Here is a 16,581-nt window from a genome sequence, read left to right as displayed (position 1 = left end):
ACTACTTAACAATAAAGAACGCAAAACGATTAAGAACTTCTGCAATCAGTATTATTGCGCTACTCGCTAACACCATACGCAATCCTGAAGTAAATACAGCATTGCGATATTTCCATACGCTGTATCCCATCATTAAAATACCAAGAACTGACATAAGCCATGCAGATATTCTTAATCCGAATGTTTCATTATACGCAATGATAGGCGTATGAGGGAACGTTATTGCATCATTTGTTGAAATGACTGCTGACATCCATTCCAAATAGAACGGCTGTACAGCCATACGTATTGTTACCGCAAGAAAAACAACCACTAATGCACTTATTACAACCTTTTTTGCTAATTCATCATTCACAAATGCTTTAACACGAAACGCAGTTATTGATAGTGCAATGACCGCACCTGCTGCAAATAATGCCCCTATAAACATAAAATAGGTATTTGCATGCATCCATGTCAGCATTGAGGTGTTGTAATACAGAGACGCCATGCAGAATATATCGATAATGCCAAGTAAACCAATAATTGCCAGTATGGTTTTATTCATATGCCCTTTTATCAAAATAACTAAGGTATAAAGGCATAATGCGCCAAGATAAACTGCAGCAAATATGATTTCACGACTTAACCATGATGAAGAGATATGGCGTAATGCATGAAAAGCATTCCATGGATATCCCATGTGTAAAGTTGAAGCTAATAATCCTAAGCAACCTAAAATGGCTGCTGTTAATAACACAGGACGCATAGCAACGGTCGCTCTTTGATTACCAATTTCTTTTTCTAGCCAGCAAAAATAAAGTGCGGTGAAAATAGTCACACCCACAGAACTTTGGACGAACAAAGTAAAGGTAACTAATGGCCATTCACTCATGCTTTAACTCCTCCCTTTTTCGTCGCACCAGTATGAGGTTTGATAACTAAATTCGGATTAGTCATCGTAAAATCGGGTAACCCTTGAACTTGGTTTAAATGCCCATACTTCGCTCTTAGATCTTTAATTTTGCCAAATTTAATCGCATTTAGCGGACAGGTATCAACACAAATTGGATTTTTGCCTTCGGCTAATAAATCGATACAAAAATCGCATTTTGACATTTGTCCGGTTTCTTCATTCATTTGTGGTGCGCCATAAGGACATGACCAAGCACAATATCCACAACCGACACATTTAGAGGTATCCACACGAACAATACCGTCACCTTCACGCTTATGCATTGCGGTAGTTGGGCAGTTTTTCACACAGACAGGTGAATCACAGTGGTTACAAGATATGGTTAATGTATAAGCAAAAACATTATTAACCAGACCGCCTTGTCCTGTTGGAGCAAAACCACCGCCTTTTACTTCATAAATACGGCGAAAACGGCGTCCTACTTCCAAGTTATTTTTGTCTTTGCATGCCACTTGGCAAGCTTTGCAACCAGAGCAACGAGAGGAATCAATAAAGAAACCGAGCTGTTCATCACTCACCGGTGCATATTCTTTAAAGTCACTCATGCTTTGGCTACCTCAACTAAAACGGTTAAATGCGAGTTACCATGGGCTAGTGGTGTCATTCGTGTTGATGTTAAAACATTAGGACATCCACCATGATCAACACCATTTTCATCAGGTGTCCACCATGCACCAGCTTGCAGTCCAACCACGCCAGGAATAATGCGTTGTGTAACCAATGCTGGAATTTGAGTTATTCCTCTGTCGTTATAGACACGCACCATATCGCCATTTTTGATACCTCTATTTTCAGCATCAATTGGATTTATCCATGCTTCTTGGCGTTGTGCTTCTTGTAACCAAGGATTGGCATATTGTGTTGAGTTTGCACGGTTTTTCCCTTTCCAAGTTAGCATTTGCAATGGATATTTTGCTGTTAACTTATCTTCAGGACCTTCAATAGCAGGTACATAATGAGATAAAGCCGGAATATCCGGATTATTCATGTCATAAAGACGCTTAGAAAAAATCTCAATTTTTCCTGATGGCGTTGGGAATGGATTATTCGCAAAGTCATTGATATTTTCTTCAAAGGCAACAAAAGGTTCATCTTTGAAAAGATAACGACGTGTTTTTACTAGCTCTTCAAAATTAGGGAAGTCAGGTCTATCTTGGAAACGCTCTTTATTTGTATCAACAAGATGAGCTATCCACTCTTTTTCACTTCGACCTTCGGTAAACGCCTCTTTTACTCCCATTTTTTCTGCTACATCTGTTATCCACTCATAATCAGAACGGCGCTCAAAAGCTGGCTCAACCACTTTTTCAGACAAGAGAAAATAGTTACCCGTTCCCCATGTATTACCAATGTTCCAACGCTCTAGAAAACTGGTTTCAGGTAAAACAAGATCGGCATATTTTGCAGATGGAGAGAGATATAAATCACTAGCAACAATAAATTCAACTTTTGAATCATCAGCTAATAATTTAGCTGCCGCATTTACATCTGGGTTTTGATTAACTAAATAGTTACCGGCTAAAGAAAATATCATTTTGATGTTGGTATCGAGTTTATCAACACCTAAAAGACCATCTTCAACACGTACTTGGCTTGCATCATCAACCGCTTGCATCCAATTCATGATGGAAATTTGCGCTTTAATTGGGTTCTTCCCAACATTCGGGCCACGCATAGATTGACGATTACCAATACCGCCGTAACCTGCCGCCCAAGCCCCTTTTTTACCCACATTTCCAGTAATTGTAGCGAGTAATGTTGAACCACGAGCACTCCGCTCACCACAAATATGACGTTGAGGTCCCCAACCTTGAATTAAGGCTGCTGGTTTTGTCATGGCATATTCGCGTGCCAATTGACGAATGGTATTTGCGGGTACTCGAGTAATTTTCTCTGCCCATTCAGGCGTTTTTTCTATTCCATCTTTTTGACCTGTTAAATAAGCCACCAAGGACTCATTAGCAGGAACACCTTCTGGCATATGCGCTTCATCAAAACCAACAACATATTTATCAATAAAAGGTTTGTCATGAAGGTTTTCGGTGACAATGACATGCATCATTGCATCCATTAAGGCATTATCGGTTGTTGGTAAAAGAGGTATCCATTGGTCAGCAAGAGATTGTGCCGTATCTGAATAACGAGGATCGACCACAATAAACTTGGTGCCCTTATTTTTCATTTTTTGAAAATAATGGTTTGTATGACCAAAAATGGTTTCATTAGGGTTATGACCCCATAAAATCACTAGTGGTGTATCTTCAAGTGTATCGAGTGAACTGCCTGTTTTGGATATTCCGTAAGTATAAGGGGTTACTTTGACCGTATTCCCTAAACTAACAGAGTGATAATAAGGTAAGTATCCACCTGTTAAATTAAAGAGTTTCTTCATCATGGTATCACCAGAGAAGATCCCCCCTGTTACAGCGGTATTGACGGTTAAGAAACGACTGGCTGCACCATGTTTTTCAGTTAAACGCGTAATATTTTCTGCAATAAGCGTTGTAGCTTCATCCCATGAAATACGTTCAAATTTACCTTCACCACGTTTACCCACACGTTTCATTGGGTATTTTAGTCTGTCTGCATGATAAGAAAATTTACGATAACCTCTGCCGCGCACGCACGCTCTCATAATAGGCATTGATTCATCTAGTTCATTATCAGGTCTTGTTGTGATCCGAGTGACAATCCCTTCTTTTATATGGGCACGAATATCGCACTTACCACCACAGTCAAAAGTACTACATGTTGCTACAACAGTAGCTGGGTTTCCGTCCACTTTTGCAATAGGCAAACTTTCATCTACATTAGCTTGTGCATTTCGTGCGAAAAATGGCACCGTAACTAATGCAGCACTTGTTTGAACAAAGTGGCGACGACTTAGCGACATCATCCCTTTGTTTTTCTCACTTTTTTCTATTTTTTTCATTAGTTTATCATTCTCACATAACAACTCTCATCAGTAAAAATGATAGGATATAGTGGTAAACCCTCATTGATGTACATCAATACCACTAAAGAGGTAATAGAATGTTTCAATATTCCACACTTCTTTGCAGATCCCCCACTTTTTATAAGGAAAAGCTAATTCAAGGTAGCATTAAGTTGTATCAAAAATACATCTAGTTAACTTTACCTAATTTTTTGTTATGAAAATAAAGAGTTATGCAAAAAAAAACACGAATTTAAGGTAAAGCCGTAAATAAAATGTCAATATAAAGATAGAAAATATTGAAGCGCCTCTTCATTTTTGGCTTTTGACAAGGATAATTTAGTAATAGCACTATAACTTCGTTGGAAAATCGAATAATATACCAATTGAGTATAGGGTTAGCGCAAATTGTTCTAAATAGACCTTTAAGCAAAACATTGTTTTTATCAAGATACACGTTTTGTTACATTCAGAATTATTTCCACACGTATCGTTATTCCCCTTACTAATTACTGCAATATGTGTTAAAATTGACGCATATCAATATTTTTATTTGTAATGAGCAAGCTTATGATCCCAGAAAAACGCGTCGTTCGCCGAATCCAATCTGGCGGTTGTGCAATCCATTGTCAGGATTGCAGTATTAGCCAGCTCTGCATCCCGTTTACTTTAAACGAGCATGAGCTTGATCAACTCGATAATATTATCGAGCGTAAAAAGCCCATCCAAAAAGGTCAAACCTTGTTTAAAGCAGGTGATGAGCTGAAATCACTTTATGCCATACGTTCCGGTACAATTAAAAGTTATACCATTACGGAAGAAGGCGACGAGCAAATAACAGGATTTCATCTTGCTGGTGATTTGGTTGGCTTTGACGCCATTATTAATACTGAACACCCAAGTTTCGCACAAGCTTTAGAAACATCTATGGTTTGTGAAATTCCATTCGAAACTTTGGATGACCTGTCAGGCAAAATGCCTAACTTACGTCAACAAATGATGCGCCTAATGAGTGGTGAAATCAAAGGCGACCAAGAGATGATCTTACTGCTCTCGAAAAAGAATGCAGAAGAACGTCTGGCTGCTTTTATTTATAATCTCTCTCGTCGTTTCGCACAGCGTGGTTTTTCTCCTCGTGAATTCCGTTTAACCATGACTCGTGGTGATATCGGTAATTACTTAGGTTTAACCGTTGAAACGATTAGCCGCTTACTTGGTCGCTTCCAGAAAAGTGGCATGTTAAGCGTTAAAGGCAAATACATTACTATCGAAGATAGTACACTGTTAAGTGAACTTGCAGGCAAACTTCCTTCATCAGTTGAAGTTTAATCTGTTACATTTCACATGCTAATTTTATAACGGGGCACACAAATTTGTGCCCCGTTTTCTATTTTATGCTATTGCATTTTATCTTCTTGGGTTATCTTTAAATTGTAGATGGATAAATCCAGCCCTAAAGAGGATATTACAATGGAAAAATATCAAAACCTTCTCGTTGTCATTGATCCTAACCAAGATGACCAACCGGCACTTCGTCGTGCTGTCTATATCGTTCAGCGTAATGGTGGGCGGATAAAAGCTTTTCTACCTGTTTATGATCTCTCTTATGACATGACAACCCTTTTATCTCCCGATGAACGCAATGCTATGCGTAAAGGTGTTATCAGCCAAAAGGCGGCTTGGATCAAACAACAAGCACGCTATTACCTTGAAGCTGGTATAGAGATTGATATCAAAGTCATTTGGCATAATCGCCCTTATGAAGCAATTATTGAAGAAGTCGTAGCACATCAACATGACTTACTGATTAAAATGGCTCACCAACATGATAAATTAGGTTCGCTTATTTTTACCCCGCTTGATTGGCAACTGCTTAGAAAATGCCCTTGCCCTGTTTGGATGGTCAAAGATAAAGAGTGGCCTGAATACGGTACTATCGTTGTCGCCGCAAATTTATCAAATGAAGAATCTTATCATGACGCGCTTAATCTAAAACTGATTGAGCTAACAACCGACTTATCTCATCGCATACAAAAAGATCCCGATGTCCATTTACTTAGCGCCTACCCTGTTGCGCCTATTAATATTGCGATTGAGTTACCTGATTTTGATCCAAATCTTTATAACAATGCATTACGAGGTCAGCATCTTATTGCGATGAAAGAGCTGCGTCAGAAATTCTGTATCCCAGAAGAGAAAACACATGTTAAAGAAGGATTGCCAGAGCAAGTGATCCCTCAAGTTTGTGAAGAGTTAAATGCTGGAATTGTTGTTTTGGGTATATTAGGAAGAACCGGCCTATCTGCCGCATTCTTAGGAAATACAGCAGAACAACTTATTGACCATATTAAGTGTGATTTATTAGCAATTAAACCGGATGGTTTTACCTGCCCTATTACTGTTGATAGTGATCACAACTAAATTTATTGCTCTGTTGCCATTAAAAAAGCCAGTCAAAAAAAATCGACTGGCTTTTTACTATTCGCTATCTGTATCTATTACAGCGCTTTTAAAATTGCATCCACACTGGCTTTAGCATCACCAAACAACATTTGTGTATTCTCTTTAAAGAACAGTGGATTTTGAACCCCTGCATAACCCGTATTCATTGAGCGTTTAAACACAATAACATTCTGTGCTTTCCACACTTCTAATACTGGCATACCTGCAATTGGGCTATTTGGATCATCTTGTGCCGCTGGGTTTACTGTATCGTTAGCGCCAATAACTAAAACGGTATCAGTGTCAGAGAAATCATCATTAATCTCATCCATTTCTAATACAACGTCATAAGGTACTTTAGCTTCTGCTAACAACACATTCATATGGCCTGGTAAACGCCCAGCTACTGGGTGAATACCAAAACGCACTTTCACACCACGTTGGCGTAATTTTTCAGTAATATCATGTACAGGATATTGTGCTTGAGCAACCGCCAATCCGTAACCTGGAGTGATAATAACTGACGTTGAGTTTTTCAGCATATCAGCCACTTCTTCAGCGGTTGTTTCGCGATACTCACCCATTTCACCTTCTTCTGTTGAAGCTGAGCCATCAGTACCAAATCCGCCAGCTATTACGCTAATAAAAGAGCGATTCATCGCCTTACACATAATATAAGAAAGGATTGCACCTGAAGAACCTACTAATGCACCCGTTACAATCAACAGGTCATTACTTAGCATAAAGCCCGCAGCCGCAGCCGCCCATCCTGAGTAAGAGTTCAGCATCGAAACAACAACTGGCATATCCGCACCACCAATTGATGCAACTAAATGCCAACCAAATGCCAAGGCAATCACAGTCATTACGATGATTAAGAAAACTTGTAAACCGACACTGTCAGTTTTAACAAACCAAACCATCAATAAGAAAGAAACAACTAAAGCTGCAAGATTTAATTTATGGCGATTAGGTAACATCATCGGTTTAGATGACATTTTTCCACTTAATTTACCATAAGCGACAATTGAACCCGTAAATGTAACAGCACCAATGAAGATCCCTAAAAAGACTTCTGTTAGGTGAATATTCACCATTACAGGTTCCATTGCTGTATTGTGGTCAAGATAACTGTTAAAACCTACTAAAACCGCCGCTAAACCTACAAAACTGTGTAAGATTGCGACCAATTCTGGCATCTGAGTCATTTCGACTTTTTTAGCTAAACGAATACCAATAACGGCACCGATTACCATTGCAATAATGATCCAACCCACATTACCAGCATAAGGCCCGAAAATGGTTGCGAACAGTGCAATTGCCATCCCTGCAATACCAAAGTAGTTACCTTGTTTAGAGGTTTCATGCTTTGATAAGCCGGCAAGGCTGAAAATAAATAATATCGCGGCGACAATATATGCCGCTGTAACAACTCCGCTGGACATAATTGTCTCCCTTATCCTTTACGGAACATTTTCAACATACGTTGAGTAACAGTAAACCCACCAAAAATGTTAATACTCGCAATCAATATTGCGATAAACGAAAATAGGCTAACCCAGCCACCACTACCAATTTGGAGTAAAGCACCGACGACGATAATGCCTGAAATTGCGTTTGTCACTGACATTAATGGTGTATGCAATGAATGACTTACATTCCAAACAACGTAATAACCTACAACACAAGAAAGTGCGAATACCGTAAAGTGAGATAAAAACTCTTTCGGTGCAACATTTGCAAGCCATGCAAACAATAAGAAAGCTATCGCTAATAGACTGTATTTCTTCCAAGGTGAAACTGGTTTAGCAACGGGCTTTTCTTGTGGTTTTGCAGCAGGAGCTGCTTTAGGTTGTGCTGATACTTGAATTGGTGGTGCAGGCCATGTTACTTCACCAGCACGGATAACAGTCACACCACGAATAACAACATCATCAAAATCAATATTGATATTACCGTCTTTCTCTTTACACAATAATTTCAGCAGGTTAACTAAGTTAGTACCATAAAGCTGAGATGACTGTGCCGGTAAACGAGCAGCTAAATCAGTATAACCAATGATTTTTACGCCATGTTCTGTCGTAAAAACTTCATTAGGCACGGTATATTCGCAGTTACCACCATTTTGAGCTGCAAGATCAACTACAACGCTTCCCGGTTTCATCGAATCGACCATCTCTTTCGTAATTAAACGAGGAGCGGGTTTTCCCGGAATTAATGCCGTTGTAATGATGATATCAACATCTTTTGCCTGTTCTGCAAATAATGCCATTTCTGCATCAATAAATGCTTTTGACATCACCTTAGCGTAGCCATCACCACTGCCTGCTTCTTCTTTAAAATCAAGCTCAAGAAATTCAGCACCCATGCTTTGAACTTGTTCTTTCACTTCAGGACGAGTATCAAATGCACGAACAATTGCGCCGAGGCTTCCTGCCGCACCAATTGCAGCAAGACCAGCAACACCCGCACCAATAACCATTACTTTAGCTGGTGGTACTTTACCTGCCGCAGTAATTTGACCTGTAAAGAATCTTCCGAATTCATGGGCTGCTTCTACAACGGCACGATAACCTGCGATGTTTGCCATTGAACTTAACGCATCAAGGGATTGTGCACGAGAAATACGTGGCACACTATCCATTGCCATAACGTTAATATTCTTTTCAGCTAACTTTTCGAGCAATGCCGCATTTTGAGCTGGCCAAATAAAACTCACCAGTGTTGCACCATCTTGTAGCAACGCTATTTCATTATCCAGTGGTGCATTTACCTTCAAAATAATGTCTGATTCCCAAACATTTTGAAGAGCAAGAATTTCAGCACCAGCTTCCTGATAAGCTTTATCTTCAAAACTAGAGGCAATGCCTGCACCATTTTCAACTGCGACTGTAAATCCTAATTTTATGAGTTGAGTCACTGTAGCTGGTGTAGCTGCAACCCTTGTTTCATTAGAAAGTCGCTCTTTGGGTATACCAATTCGCATAATTTTCCCTTCTTATCCATAGAGATCTGTTAAAAATTCTCCGTTAACTTCACATTCATGCAAAAAAAATGTTAAAAATAATAATGTGCATGCCATTAATCGGAGCTCTAATAACCTACTGAAAATAAAACCAATAATCTATATCTGTGTAAAGCTAAAATTGAACTTAATTGGATCATTTTAGTCGAAAAGGCATATTTATGAATTATTCACTATATTCAGGTAAATATCTGGTAACATATACTGGTCATTTGACTCTGTGGTGATTCGCTAAATAAAATAATGCGACAAATGCTATTATTACATGTAATAATTAATCCCTATGTGATAAACCACGACGTTCAGCACATGACCAATATTAATTGCGCAAGGCGGAAGGATTTTGTATGAAGCTGAAAACCTCAGTCATCGCAGCAGCGATGTTGTCTTTAACTAATATCACTGTTGCGCAGGCTGCTCAGGAATTAACACCCGAACAAGCTGCAGAACTAAAACCATTTGAAAGAATTACAGTTATCGGTCGTTTTAACGCTATTTATGAAGCCGCTGATGCGGTATCTCGTCGTGCGGATAAAGTCGGTGCTGATAGTTTCTATATTCAAGGTCTAGATGATATTAGTGATAGCGGCAACATGAGTGTTACTGCGGATCTATACCATAAAGATGCACCAAAAGCAGATCAAGAAAGCTATCGCGTTTTTCATGGCGTGAAAGAGCTACCAAAACCTGAAGCAATTCTGCTACAACCATTTGATACGGTTTCTATCCGCGGTTATTTCCCTACAACCCCTGATATTAACGACGCAATTGCAAAAGCAGCAGCCAAAAAAGGTGCAGCATCATTCTTTATTGTTCGTAACGTATCAACGAATGATGGTGGTAACCAAGAAGTAACAGCTTATATCTACAAAAAAGATGCGCCTAAACGTGCAATTCAAGCACCAGAGGCAGTTGTTCCTTATGACTCAGATGCTGGTCGTGCACTTATTGCAGAAGGCGGAGCCGCTGCCAATAAAGTTGAGAAACCTGGTCTTGCATCAAACACTGATTTTGATAGAAGCGTAGGTGCATTTGCTGATACACAAACTTCGGGTGCAAGTGGTCGTTACACTGTAACTTTACCAAATGGCACTGAAATTCAAGAAGTTAACAAAGCAGCTGCTGCACTAATGGACCCTTTCGATACCATTACTTTTAGTGGATACTTTGTAAACTCACCAGAAATCTCGTATCAGGTTGCTAAGCGTGCAGCAGCAAAAGGCGCTAAGTTCTACCATATTACAAATGAATGGCAAAGTGATGGCGGTACAGTCACTATTACTGCTGATCTGTTCAAGTAATAAAAAATTTCCTATTGATAAAAACCTTGCATCTGCAAGGTTTTTTTTTATTCAAAATTTAATCAATCAGACATTATTTTGTAAAAGTGAATAATTTTTATGATTTAATGCATAGACAACCAAGTCAACTCTCCGTAAAATCTCGCTGTTTTTTAGTGTTTTTATCTTTATTTAAATTTGAGATATTCATATTTATTCTATTTACTGACCAAAAAACAAGAAAATACGCTATTTATTTACAATTTTAATCATGTAGGTAATTATCCTTGAATAAGAAACTTGGCTTAATATCACTCACCGCATTAGTATTAAGCTCAATGGTTGGTGCAGGTGTATTCAGTTTGCCTCAAAATATGGCTGAAGTTGCCAGCCCTGCCGCATTGATTATTGGGTGGGTGATAACAGGCATTGGTATCCTCTTTCTTGCTACATCTTTATTACTCCTCTCTCGCCTTCGACCTGATCTTGATGGTGGTATTTTTACCTATGCGAAAGAAGGATTTGGTGAGTTCATTGGTTTTTGTTCAGCGTGGGGCTATTGGGTTTGCGCTGTCGTTGCTAACGTTTCTTATCTTGTTATTGTCTTTGCTGCCTTTAGTTTTTTTACAGACACACCAGAAAACATTATTTTTGGCGATGGAAATACATGGCAAGCATTAATTGGAGAGTCAATCTTACTTTGGGTTGTCCATTTTCTTGTTTTGCGTGGTGTTCAAACTGCCGCCAGTATTAATTTAATGGCAACAATGGCAAAGTTACTCCCTTTAGGATTATTTGTTATTGTCGCCCTATTAGCTTTCAATATGGATATATTTACCCTTGATTTTAAAGGTGTAAATTTAGGCGTCCCAGTTTGGGATCAAGTCAAAAATACCATGCTGATCACGCTGTGGGTATTTATTGGTATTGAAGGCGCTGTCGTTGTTTCTGCTAGAGCGAAAAATCGTCGTGATGTTGGTTTAGCAACCGTGCTTGCTGTTGTCATCGCATTAATTATCTATATTCTTGTGACTTTGTTATCACAAGGTTTAGTTAGCCAAGCAGAATTAGCAGCGATGAAAAACCCATCAATGGCACCGCTACTTGTTCAACTTATTGGTAGCATGGGCGAGATAATTATTGCAGCAGGTCTTATTCTCTCTGTATGTGGTGCTTATTTAAGCTGGACAATTATGGCAGCAGAGGTTCCGTATATTGCTGCACTACATCACTCTTTCCCAAAACAATTAGGGAAACAGAATAAAAATGATGCTCCTTCATCTTCGTTATGGTTTACCAATTGTGCAGTGCAATTCTCTTTAGTTTTAATTTGGCTGACGGGAAGCAACTACAATACATTACTGACTATTGCATCAGAAATGATCCTTGTTCCTTACTTCCTCGTAGGTGCATTTTTATTTAAAGTAGCAGTTGCTCGCAGTAGTCGTGCTTTATTATTAATTGCGATACCTGCAAGTTTATATGGTTTATGGTTACTTTATGCATCAGGTGTCATTAATTTATTACTCTCTGTCGTCCTATATGCACCCGGTATTCTGATGTTTTTATATACACGCAAACAGTATAAAGACAAAAAGCCTCTACTATTAAGTGAAAAAATTCTGTTAGCTCTTGTTTTATTTGGTGCTATTCCAGCATTGGGTTACTTAACTATTTACTAAAGACAATCTGAGAGGTACTGAAAAAAGTACCTCTCATCCTCTCATCCTCTCATCCCTTCAAAAGCAATTTCACTTAAGTCAAAAAATTTCCCTGCTAAGCTATTATTTTTTACACTGATGGTTAGGTGTCTATAAATCAAGAAACATATAGTATGTTGTAACTAATATGTAGGTAACTATTAATTAGCAAGATAATAAAAAACCCACAAGAAGCATAAACTCCCGTGGGTCTGCATATGTAATAGTTTGATTAATTAAAACTAATTTGTTCCATCGCCTGCAATATGCGTTTATCTGATATTGGATATGGAGTTCCTATCTGTTGAGCAAACAGGCTGACTCTAAGCTCCTCTATCATCCAGCGAATATTTTGCACTTCTTCTTGCTGTTTTTGTTTCTCGGTTAGTTTACCTAACCACTGTTGCCACTGTTGAATAACATTTTCAACTCGGCTCATTTGAGCGCGATCGCGATTAGGGTCAATAGCTAATTTTTCCATTCGTTTCTCAATTGCACTCAAATAACGAGGAATATCAGCAAGACGTTTCCATCCATGAGAGGTAACAAAACCAGGAAAAACTAACTGACCAAGCTGAGCTTTAATATCAGATAATGCAAAAGCAACACTAATATCCACCCGCCCTTTTAAACGCTTATTGATAGCAAATACTTGAGTTAAAATTGCCTCAACTTGTTTAGCTATTTCGACCACAGCATCGTTTAATTCAGCTCTGACATATTCTTGCAGTTTTTGATATTCATCTTCTTGCCAAATTAAACCACCATAAGACGCCATCAGTTTATCGACACCACAAGCAATACAATCATCAATCAACTCTAACACTTTACCATAAGGGTTAAAGTAAAGGCCAAGTTTTGCTTTATTAGGTAATTTCTCATGTAGGTATTTTATCGGTGACGGAATATTTAATAATAATAATCGTCTTACCCCTTCCCACATTGAAGCTTGCTGCTCAGATTCTGTTTCAAAAAGCTTGATACCCACACTGTTTTTTTCATCCACGAGTGCAGGATAAGCTTTCACTGAATAGCCACCCCGTTTTTGCTCATAACGCTGAGGCAAATCACCAAAACTCCAAATATGTAAATCTTGTTGTTCAATACCATCATCTGCTACTGCTGATAATGTTTCTTGCACTTTTTCCTTTAAGTTCTCTTTTAATTTATTGAGATCTTTACTTTCTGCCAGCGTTTTATTTTTATCGCCAACAACACGGAATGTCATTTTTAAGTGATCAGCAACTTGGTCAAGCTGCCAACTCTCTCTATCGACAGTCACTCCTGTCATACGGCGCAACTCTTTTTCAAGCCTATCGAGTAAATCACCTTCAACTTGAGGTACACGCTCTAAAAAAGCCGAAGCATAATTAGGTGCTGGTACAAAATTACGACGGACAGGTTTTGGTAGTGATTTAATTAAAGCCACAATCAATTCATGGCGAATACCCGGAATTTGCCAATCAAAACCTTCGTCTTTTACCTGATTTAAAATAGGTAATGGAATATGAACAGTGACGCCATCAGCCGCAGTCCCCGGTTCAAATTGATAGGTTAAGCGTAGTTTTAGATTATCTTGATGCCAGTAATTTGGATAATCTAGCGCGCTAACACGTTTAGCATCATCTTTGATAAGCATACTTTTTTCAAAGTTAAGCAGATCAGGTGATGCCTTTTGTGCCTCTTTCCACCATTTATCAAAATGACGAGACGAAACAACATCCAAAGGTATTCGTTGATCGTAGAACGTAAACATTGTTTCATCGTCAACAAGAATATCTCGACGACGAGATTTATGCTCTAACTCTTCAACTTCTGTGCGTAATTTTAAATTGTCACGGAAAAATGCATGGCGAGTTTGCCAATCTCCTTCCACTAACGCATGGCGGATAAAAAGCTCACGACATAAAAGTGGATCAATTTGACTGTAATTAATAGGTCGAGAAGCAACTATTGGTAAACCATACAGGGTGACTTTTTCATTAGCCATTACAGCGCCTTGCGCTTTTGACCAATGAGGTTCGCTATATTGATGTTTCACCAAATGTTCAGCGATAGGTTCTATCCATTCAGGTTCAACACGTGCTGCAATTCTTCCCCATAAACGAGATGTCTCGACTAGCTCTGCGACCATTGTCCACTTTGGTGGTTTTTTGAACAATCCAGAGCCAGGATAAATAGAAAAACGGGCATTTCTTGCGCCAGTGAATTCTTGTTTATCTGCATCTTTTTGCCCAATATGTGACAACAATCCACTTAACAACGCAACGTGAACACTTCTAAAATCAGCAGGCTCACTATTAACAGGGAAACCTAATTCTTTAACAACTTGTCGCAACTGTGTATAAACATCTTGCCATTCCCTTACTCGCATAAAGTTTAAGAATTCTTGGCGACACAATTTTCTAAATTGAGATTGACTCAACTCTTTTTGCTGGGTTTTTAAATAATCCCACATATTTAAAAAAGATAAAAAGTCAGAGTCTTTATCTTGGAAGCGCCGATGCTTTTCATCAGAGGCTTGCTGTTTATCCATCGGTCTTTCGCGTGGATCTTGAATTGAAAGTGCGGATGTAATAACCATCAATTCTTTCACTGCACCATATTTACGCGCTTCAAGTACCATTCTTGCTAAACGAGGATCGATAGGAAGTTGTGCAAGTTGTTTCCCCATTGGGGTTAAACGATAAGCACCATTGTGGTCAGTTTCATTTTGTAACGCACCTAGTTCTTCCAATAAACGAACGCCATCTTGAATATTGCGTTTATCCGGTGGCTGCACAAATGGGAAAGCACTAATATCCCCTAACCCTATCGACGTCATTTGTAAAATAACAGATGCAAGGTTAGTTCTTAATATTTCGGGATCAGTAAACTCAGAACGAGAAATAAAATCATCTTCTGAATAAAGGCGAATACAAATACCGTCAGAAACACGACCACAACGCCCTTTTCTTTGATTTGCTGAAGCTTGAGAAATAGGCTCAATTGGAAGTCGTTGTACTTTTGTTCGATAACTATAACGACTGACACGCGCAAAGCCGGTATCAATAACGTACTTAATACCGGGTACAGTTAATGACGTTTCGGCGACGTTAGTCGCCAAAATAATACGTCTGCCGTTATGAGGATGAAATATTCGATTTTGTTCACTGTTAGATAAACGGGCAAATAAAGGTAATACTTCCGTATGGCGAAGTTGTAATTTATTCAGCGCATCAGCAGTGTCCCGAATTTCGCGCTCACCACTCATAAAAATAAGAATATCACCTGCACTTTCTCTGCTTAATTCATCAATAGCGTCAACAATGCCATCGGTCATATCCTTATCGCTATCAAGTTCATCGCCACCAATAGGACGATATCTCACTTCAACAGGATAAGTTCGACCTGACACCTCAATAATAGGTGCTTGACTAAAATGTTTAGAAAAACGTTCAGGATCGATAGTTGCAGAAGTAATAATAACTTTTAAGTCAGGGCGCTTAGGTAATAGCTGTTTTAAATAGCCAAGAATAAAATCGATATTTAAACTACGTTCATGGGCTTCATCAATAATGATAGTGTCATATTGAAGTAACAGCTTATCTTGCTGTAATTCTGCCAATAAAATACCATCTGTCATTAACTTGACGAGAGTATTATCGCCAACATGGTCGCTAAAACGAACCTTATAACCTACAGATCCTCCTAACGTACTTTTTAACTCATGAGCGATACGTTCAGCCACTGAACGTGCAGCTAAACGACGAGGCTGTGTATGGCCAATAAAACCCTTGATCCCTCGCCCTAATTCAAGACAAATTTTAGGGATCTGTGTTGTTTTACCTGAACCTGTTTCCCCTGCAATAATAACGACTTGGTTATCTCTTATTGCATTATAAATGGCATCTTTCTTTTGGCTAACAGGAAGGTTTTCTGGGTAAGTAATTTCAGGACAATTGGCACGACGGCGAATTATCATCTGTTGTGCTGTTGTAATATCGTCTTTAATTGTACTTAATACCGCTTGTTTAGACTCTTCATTATTAATTTTAGCGACGCCACGTAGACGTTTTCTTAATCGTTGCTGCTCCCGCAACGATAATTGCTCTATTTCTTGATAGAGCGTGGCAGATGATAATGTCACCTTTTATTATCCTTTTTGAGGTTATTCTAATCAAAACTAATGCCCGTATGATATCACAACAGACTATTGGCACATAAAGGCTTGATTAAATTTATTAGTATATGATTTTATATAA

General features: G+C 38.7%; 10 protein-coding genes. 4 read left to right on the top strand and 6 right to left on the bottom strand.

Annotated elements, in window-relative coordinates; all coding sequences use genetic code 11:
• Nucleotide 1 precedes the first annotated feature (1 nt).
• From AB4J89_RS03360 to AB4J89_RS03350, 3 genes are read right to left on the bottom strand one after another with little or no spacing between them, the layout of a single operon-like run.
• Nucleotides 2-874, bottom strand: coding sequence for a DmsC/YnfH family molybdoenzyme membrane anchor subunit (locus tag AB4J89_RS03360; protein WP_088495500.1), 873 nt, complete (start codon nt 872-874; stop codon nt 2-4).
• Nucleotides 871-1,500: a DMSO/selenate family reductase complex B subunit gene (locus AB4J89_RS03355; protein WP_088495499.1), complete on the bottom strand. Its 630-nt coding sequence runs from the start codon at nt 1,498-1,500 to the stop codon at nt 871-873. The genes AB4J89_RS03360 and AB4J89_RS03355 overlap by 4 nt, the downstream gene beginning before the upstream one ends.
• Nucleotides 1,497-3,887: a DMSO/selenate family reductase complex A subunit gene (locus AB4J89_RS03350; protein WP_368468050.1), complete on the bottom strand. Its 2,391-nt coding sequence runs from the start codon at nt 3,885-3,887 to the stop codon at nt 1,497-1,499. The genes AB4J89_RS03355 and AB4J89_RS03350 overlap by 4 nt, the downstream gene beginning before the upstream one ends.
• Nucleotides 3,888-4,460: 573 nt before the next feature.
• On the opposite strand from AB4J89_RS03350, the gene AB4J89_RS03345 reads away from it, so the two are divergent.
• Both AB4J89_RS03345 and uspE read left to right on the top strand, forming a co-directional pair.
• A complete protein-coding gene (locus AB4J89_RS03345) occupies nt 4,461-5,219 on the top strand; it encodes an FNR family transcription factor (protein WP_036912995.1) in 759 nt (252 codons plus the stop codon).
• 141 nt (nt 5,220-5,360) lie between these two features.
• Complete coding sequence (uspE, locus tag AB4J89_RS03340) at nt 5,361-6,311, top strand: universal stress protein UspE (RefSeq protein WP_088495498.1); 951 nt, start codon at nt 5,361-5,363, stop codon at nt 6,309-6,311.
• A gap of 77 nt (nt 6,312-6,388) precedes the next feature.
• Here the strand turns inward: uspE and pntB are convergent, their stop codons facing one another.
• Entirely contained in the window at nt 6,389-7,777 is a 1,389-nt protein-coding gene (pntB, locus tag AB4J89_RS03335) for a Re/Si-specific NAD(P)(+) transhydrogenase subunit beta (RefSeq protein WP_088495497.1), read from the bottom strand.
• An 11-nt stretch (nt 7,778-7,788) separates the two neighbouring features.
• Complete coding sequence (gene pntA / locus AB4J89_RS03330) at nt 7,789-9,318, bottom strand: Re/Si-specific NAD(P)(+) transhydrogenase subunit alpha (protein ID WP_088495496.1); 1,530 nt, start codon at nt 9,316-9,318, stop codon at nt 7,789-7,791.
• 386 nt (nt 9,319-9,704) lie between these two features.
• On the opposite strand from pntA, the gene ydgH reads away from it, so the two are divergent.
• Both ydgH and AB4J89_RS03320 read left to right on the top strand, forming a co-directional pair.
• Complete coding sequence (gene ydgH, locus AB4J89_RS03325) at nt 9,705-10,658, top strand: DUF1471 family protein YdgH (RefSeq protein WP_088495495.1); 954 nt, start codon at nt 9,705-9,707, stop codon at nt 10,656-10,658.
• Between the two features lie 266 nt (nt 10,659-10,924).
• On the top strand, nt 10,925-12,319 hold the full coding sequence (locus AB4J89_RS03320) for a basic amino acid/polyamine antiporter (RefSeq protein WP_088495494.1): 1,395 nt from the start codon (nt 10,925-10,927) through the stop codon (nt 12,317-12,319).
• 250 nt (nt 12,320-12,569) lie between these two features.
• On the opposite strand, the gene hrpA is transcribed toward AB4J89_RS03320, so the two are convergent.
• Nucleotides 12,570-16,466, bottom strand: a complete 3,897-nt coding sequence (gene hrpA / locus AB4J89_RS03315) for an ATP-dependent RNA helicase HrpA (protein WP_088495493.1) — start codon at nt 16,464-16,466, stop codon at nt 12,570-12,572.
• Between the last annotated feature and the right edge of the window lie 115 nt (nt 16,467-16,581).

The sequence above is a fragment of the Proteus sp. STS61-E genome (assembly GCF_040932335.1).
GTDB lineage: Bacteria > Pseudomonadota > Gammaproteobacteria > Enterobacterales > Enterobacteriaceae > Proteus > Proteus mirabilis_B.
The sequence above is the reverse complement of the archived record's forward strand: the minus strand, read 5'-3'. Positions and strand labels throughout refer to the sequence as shown.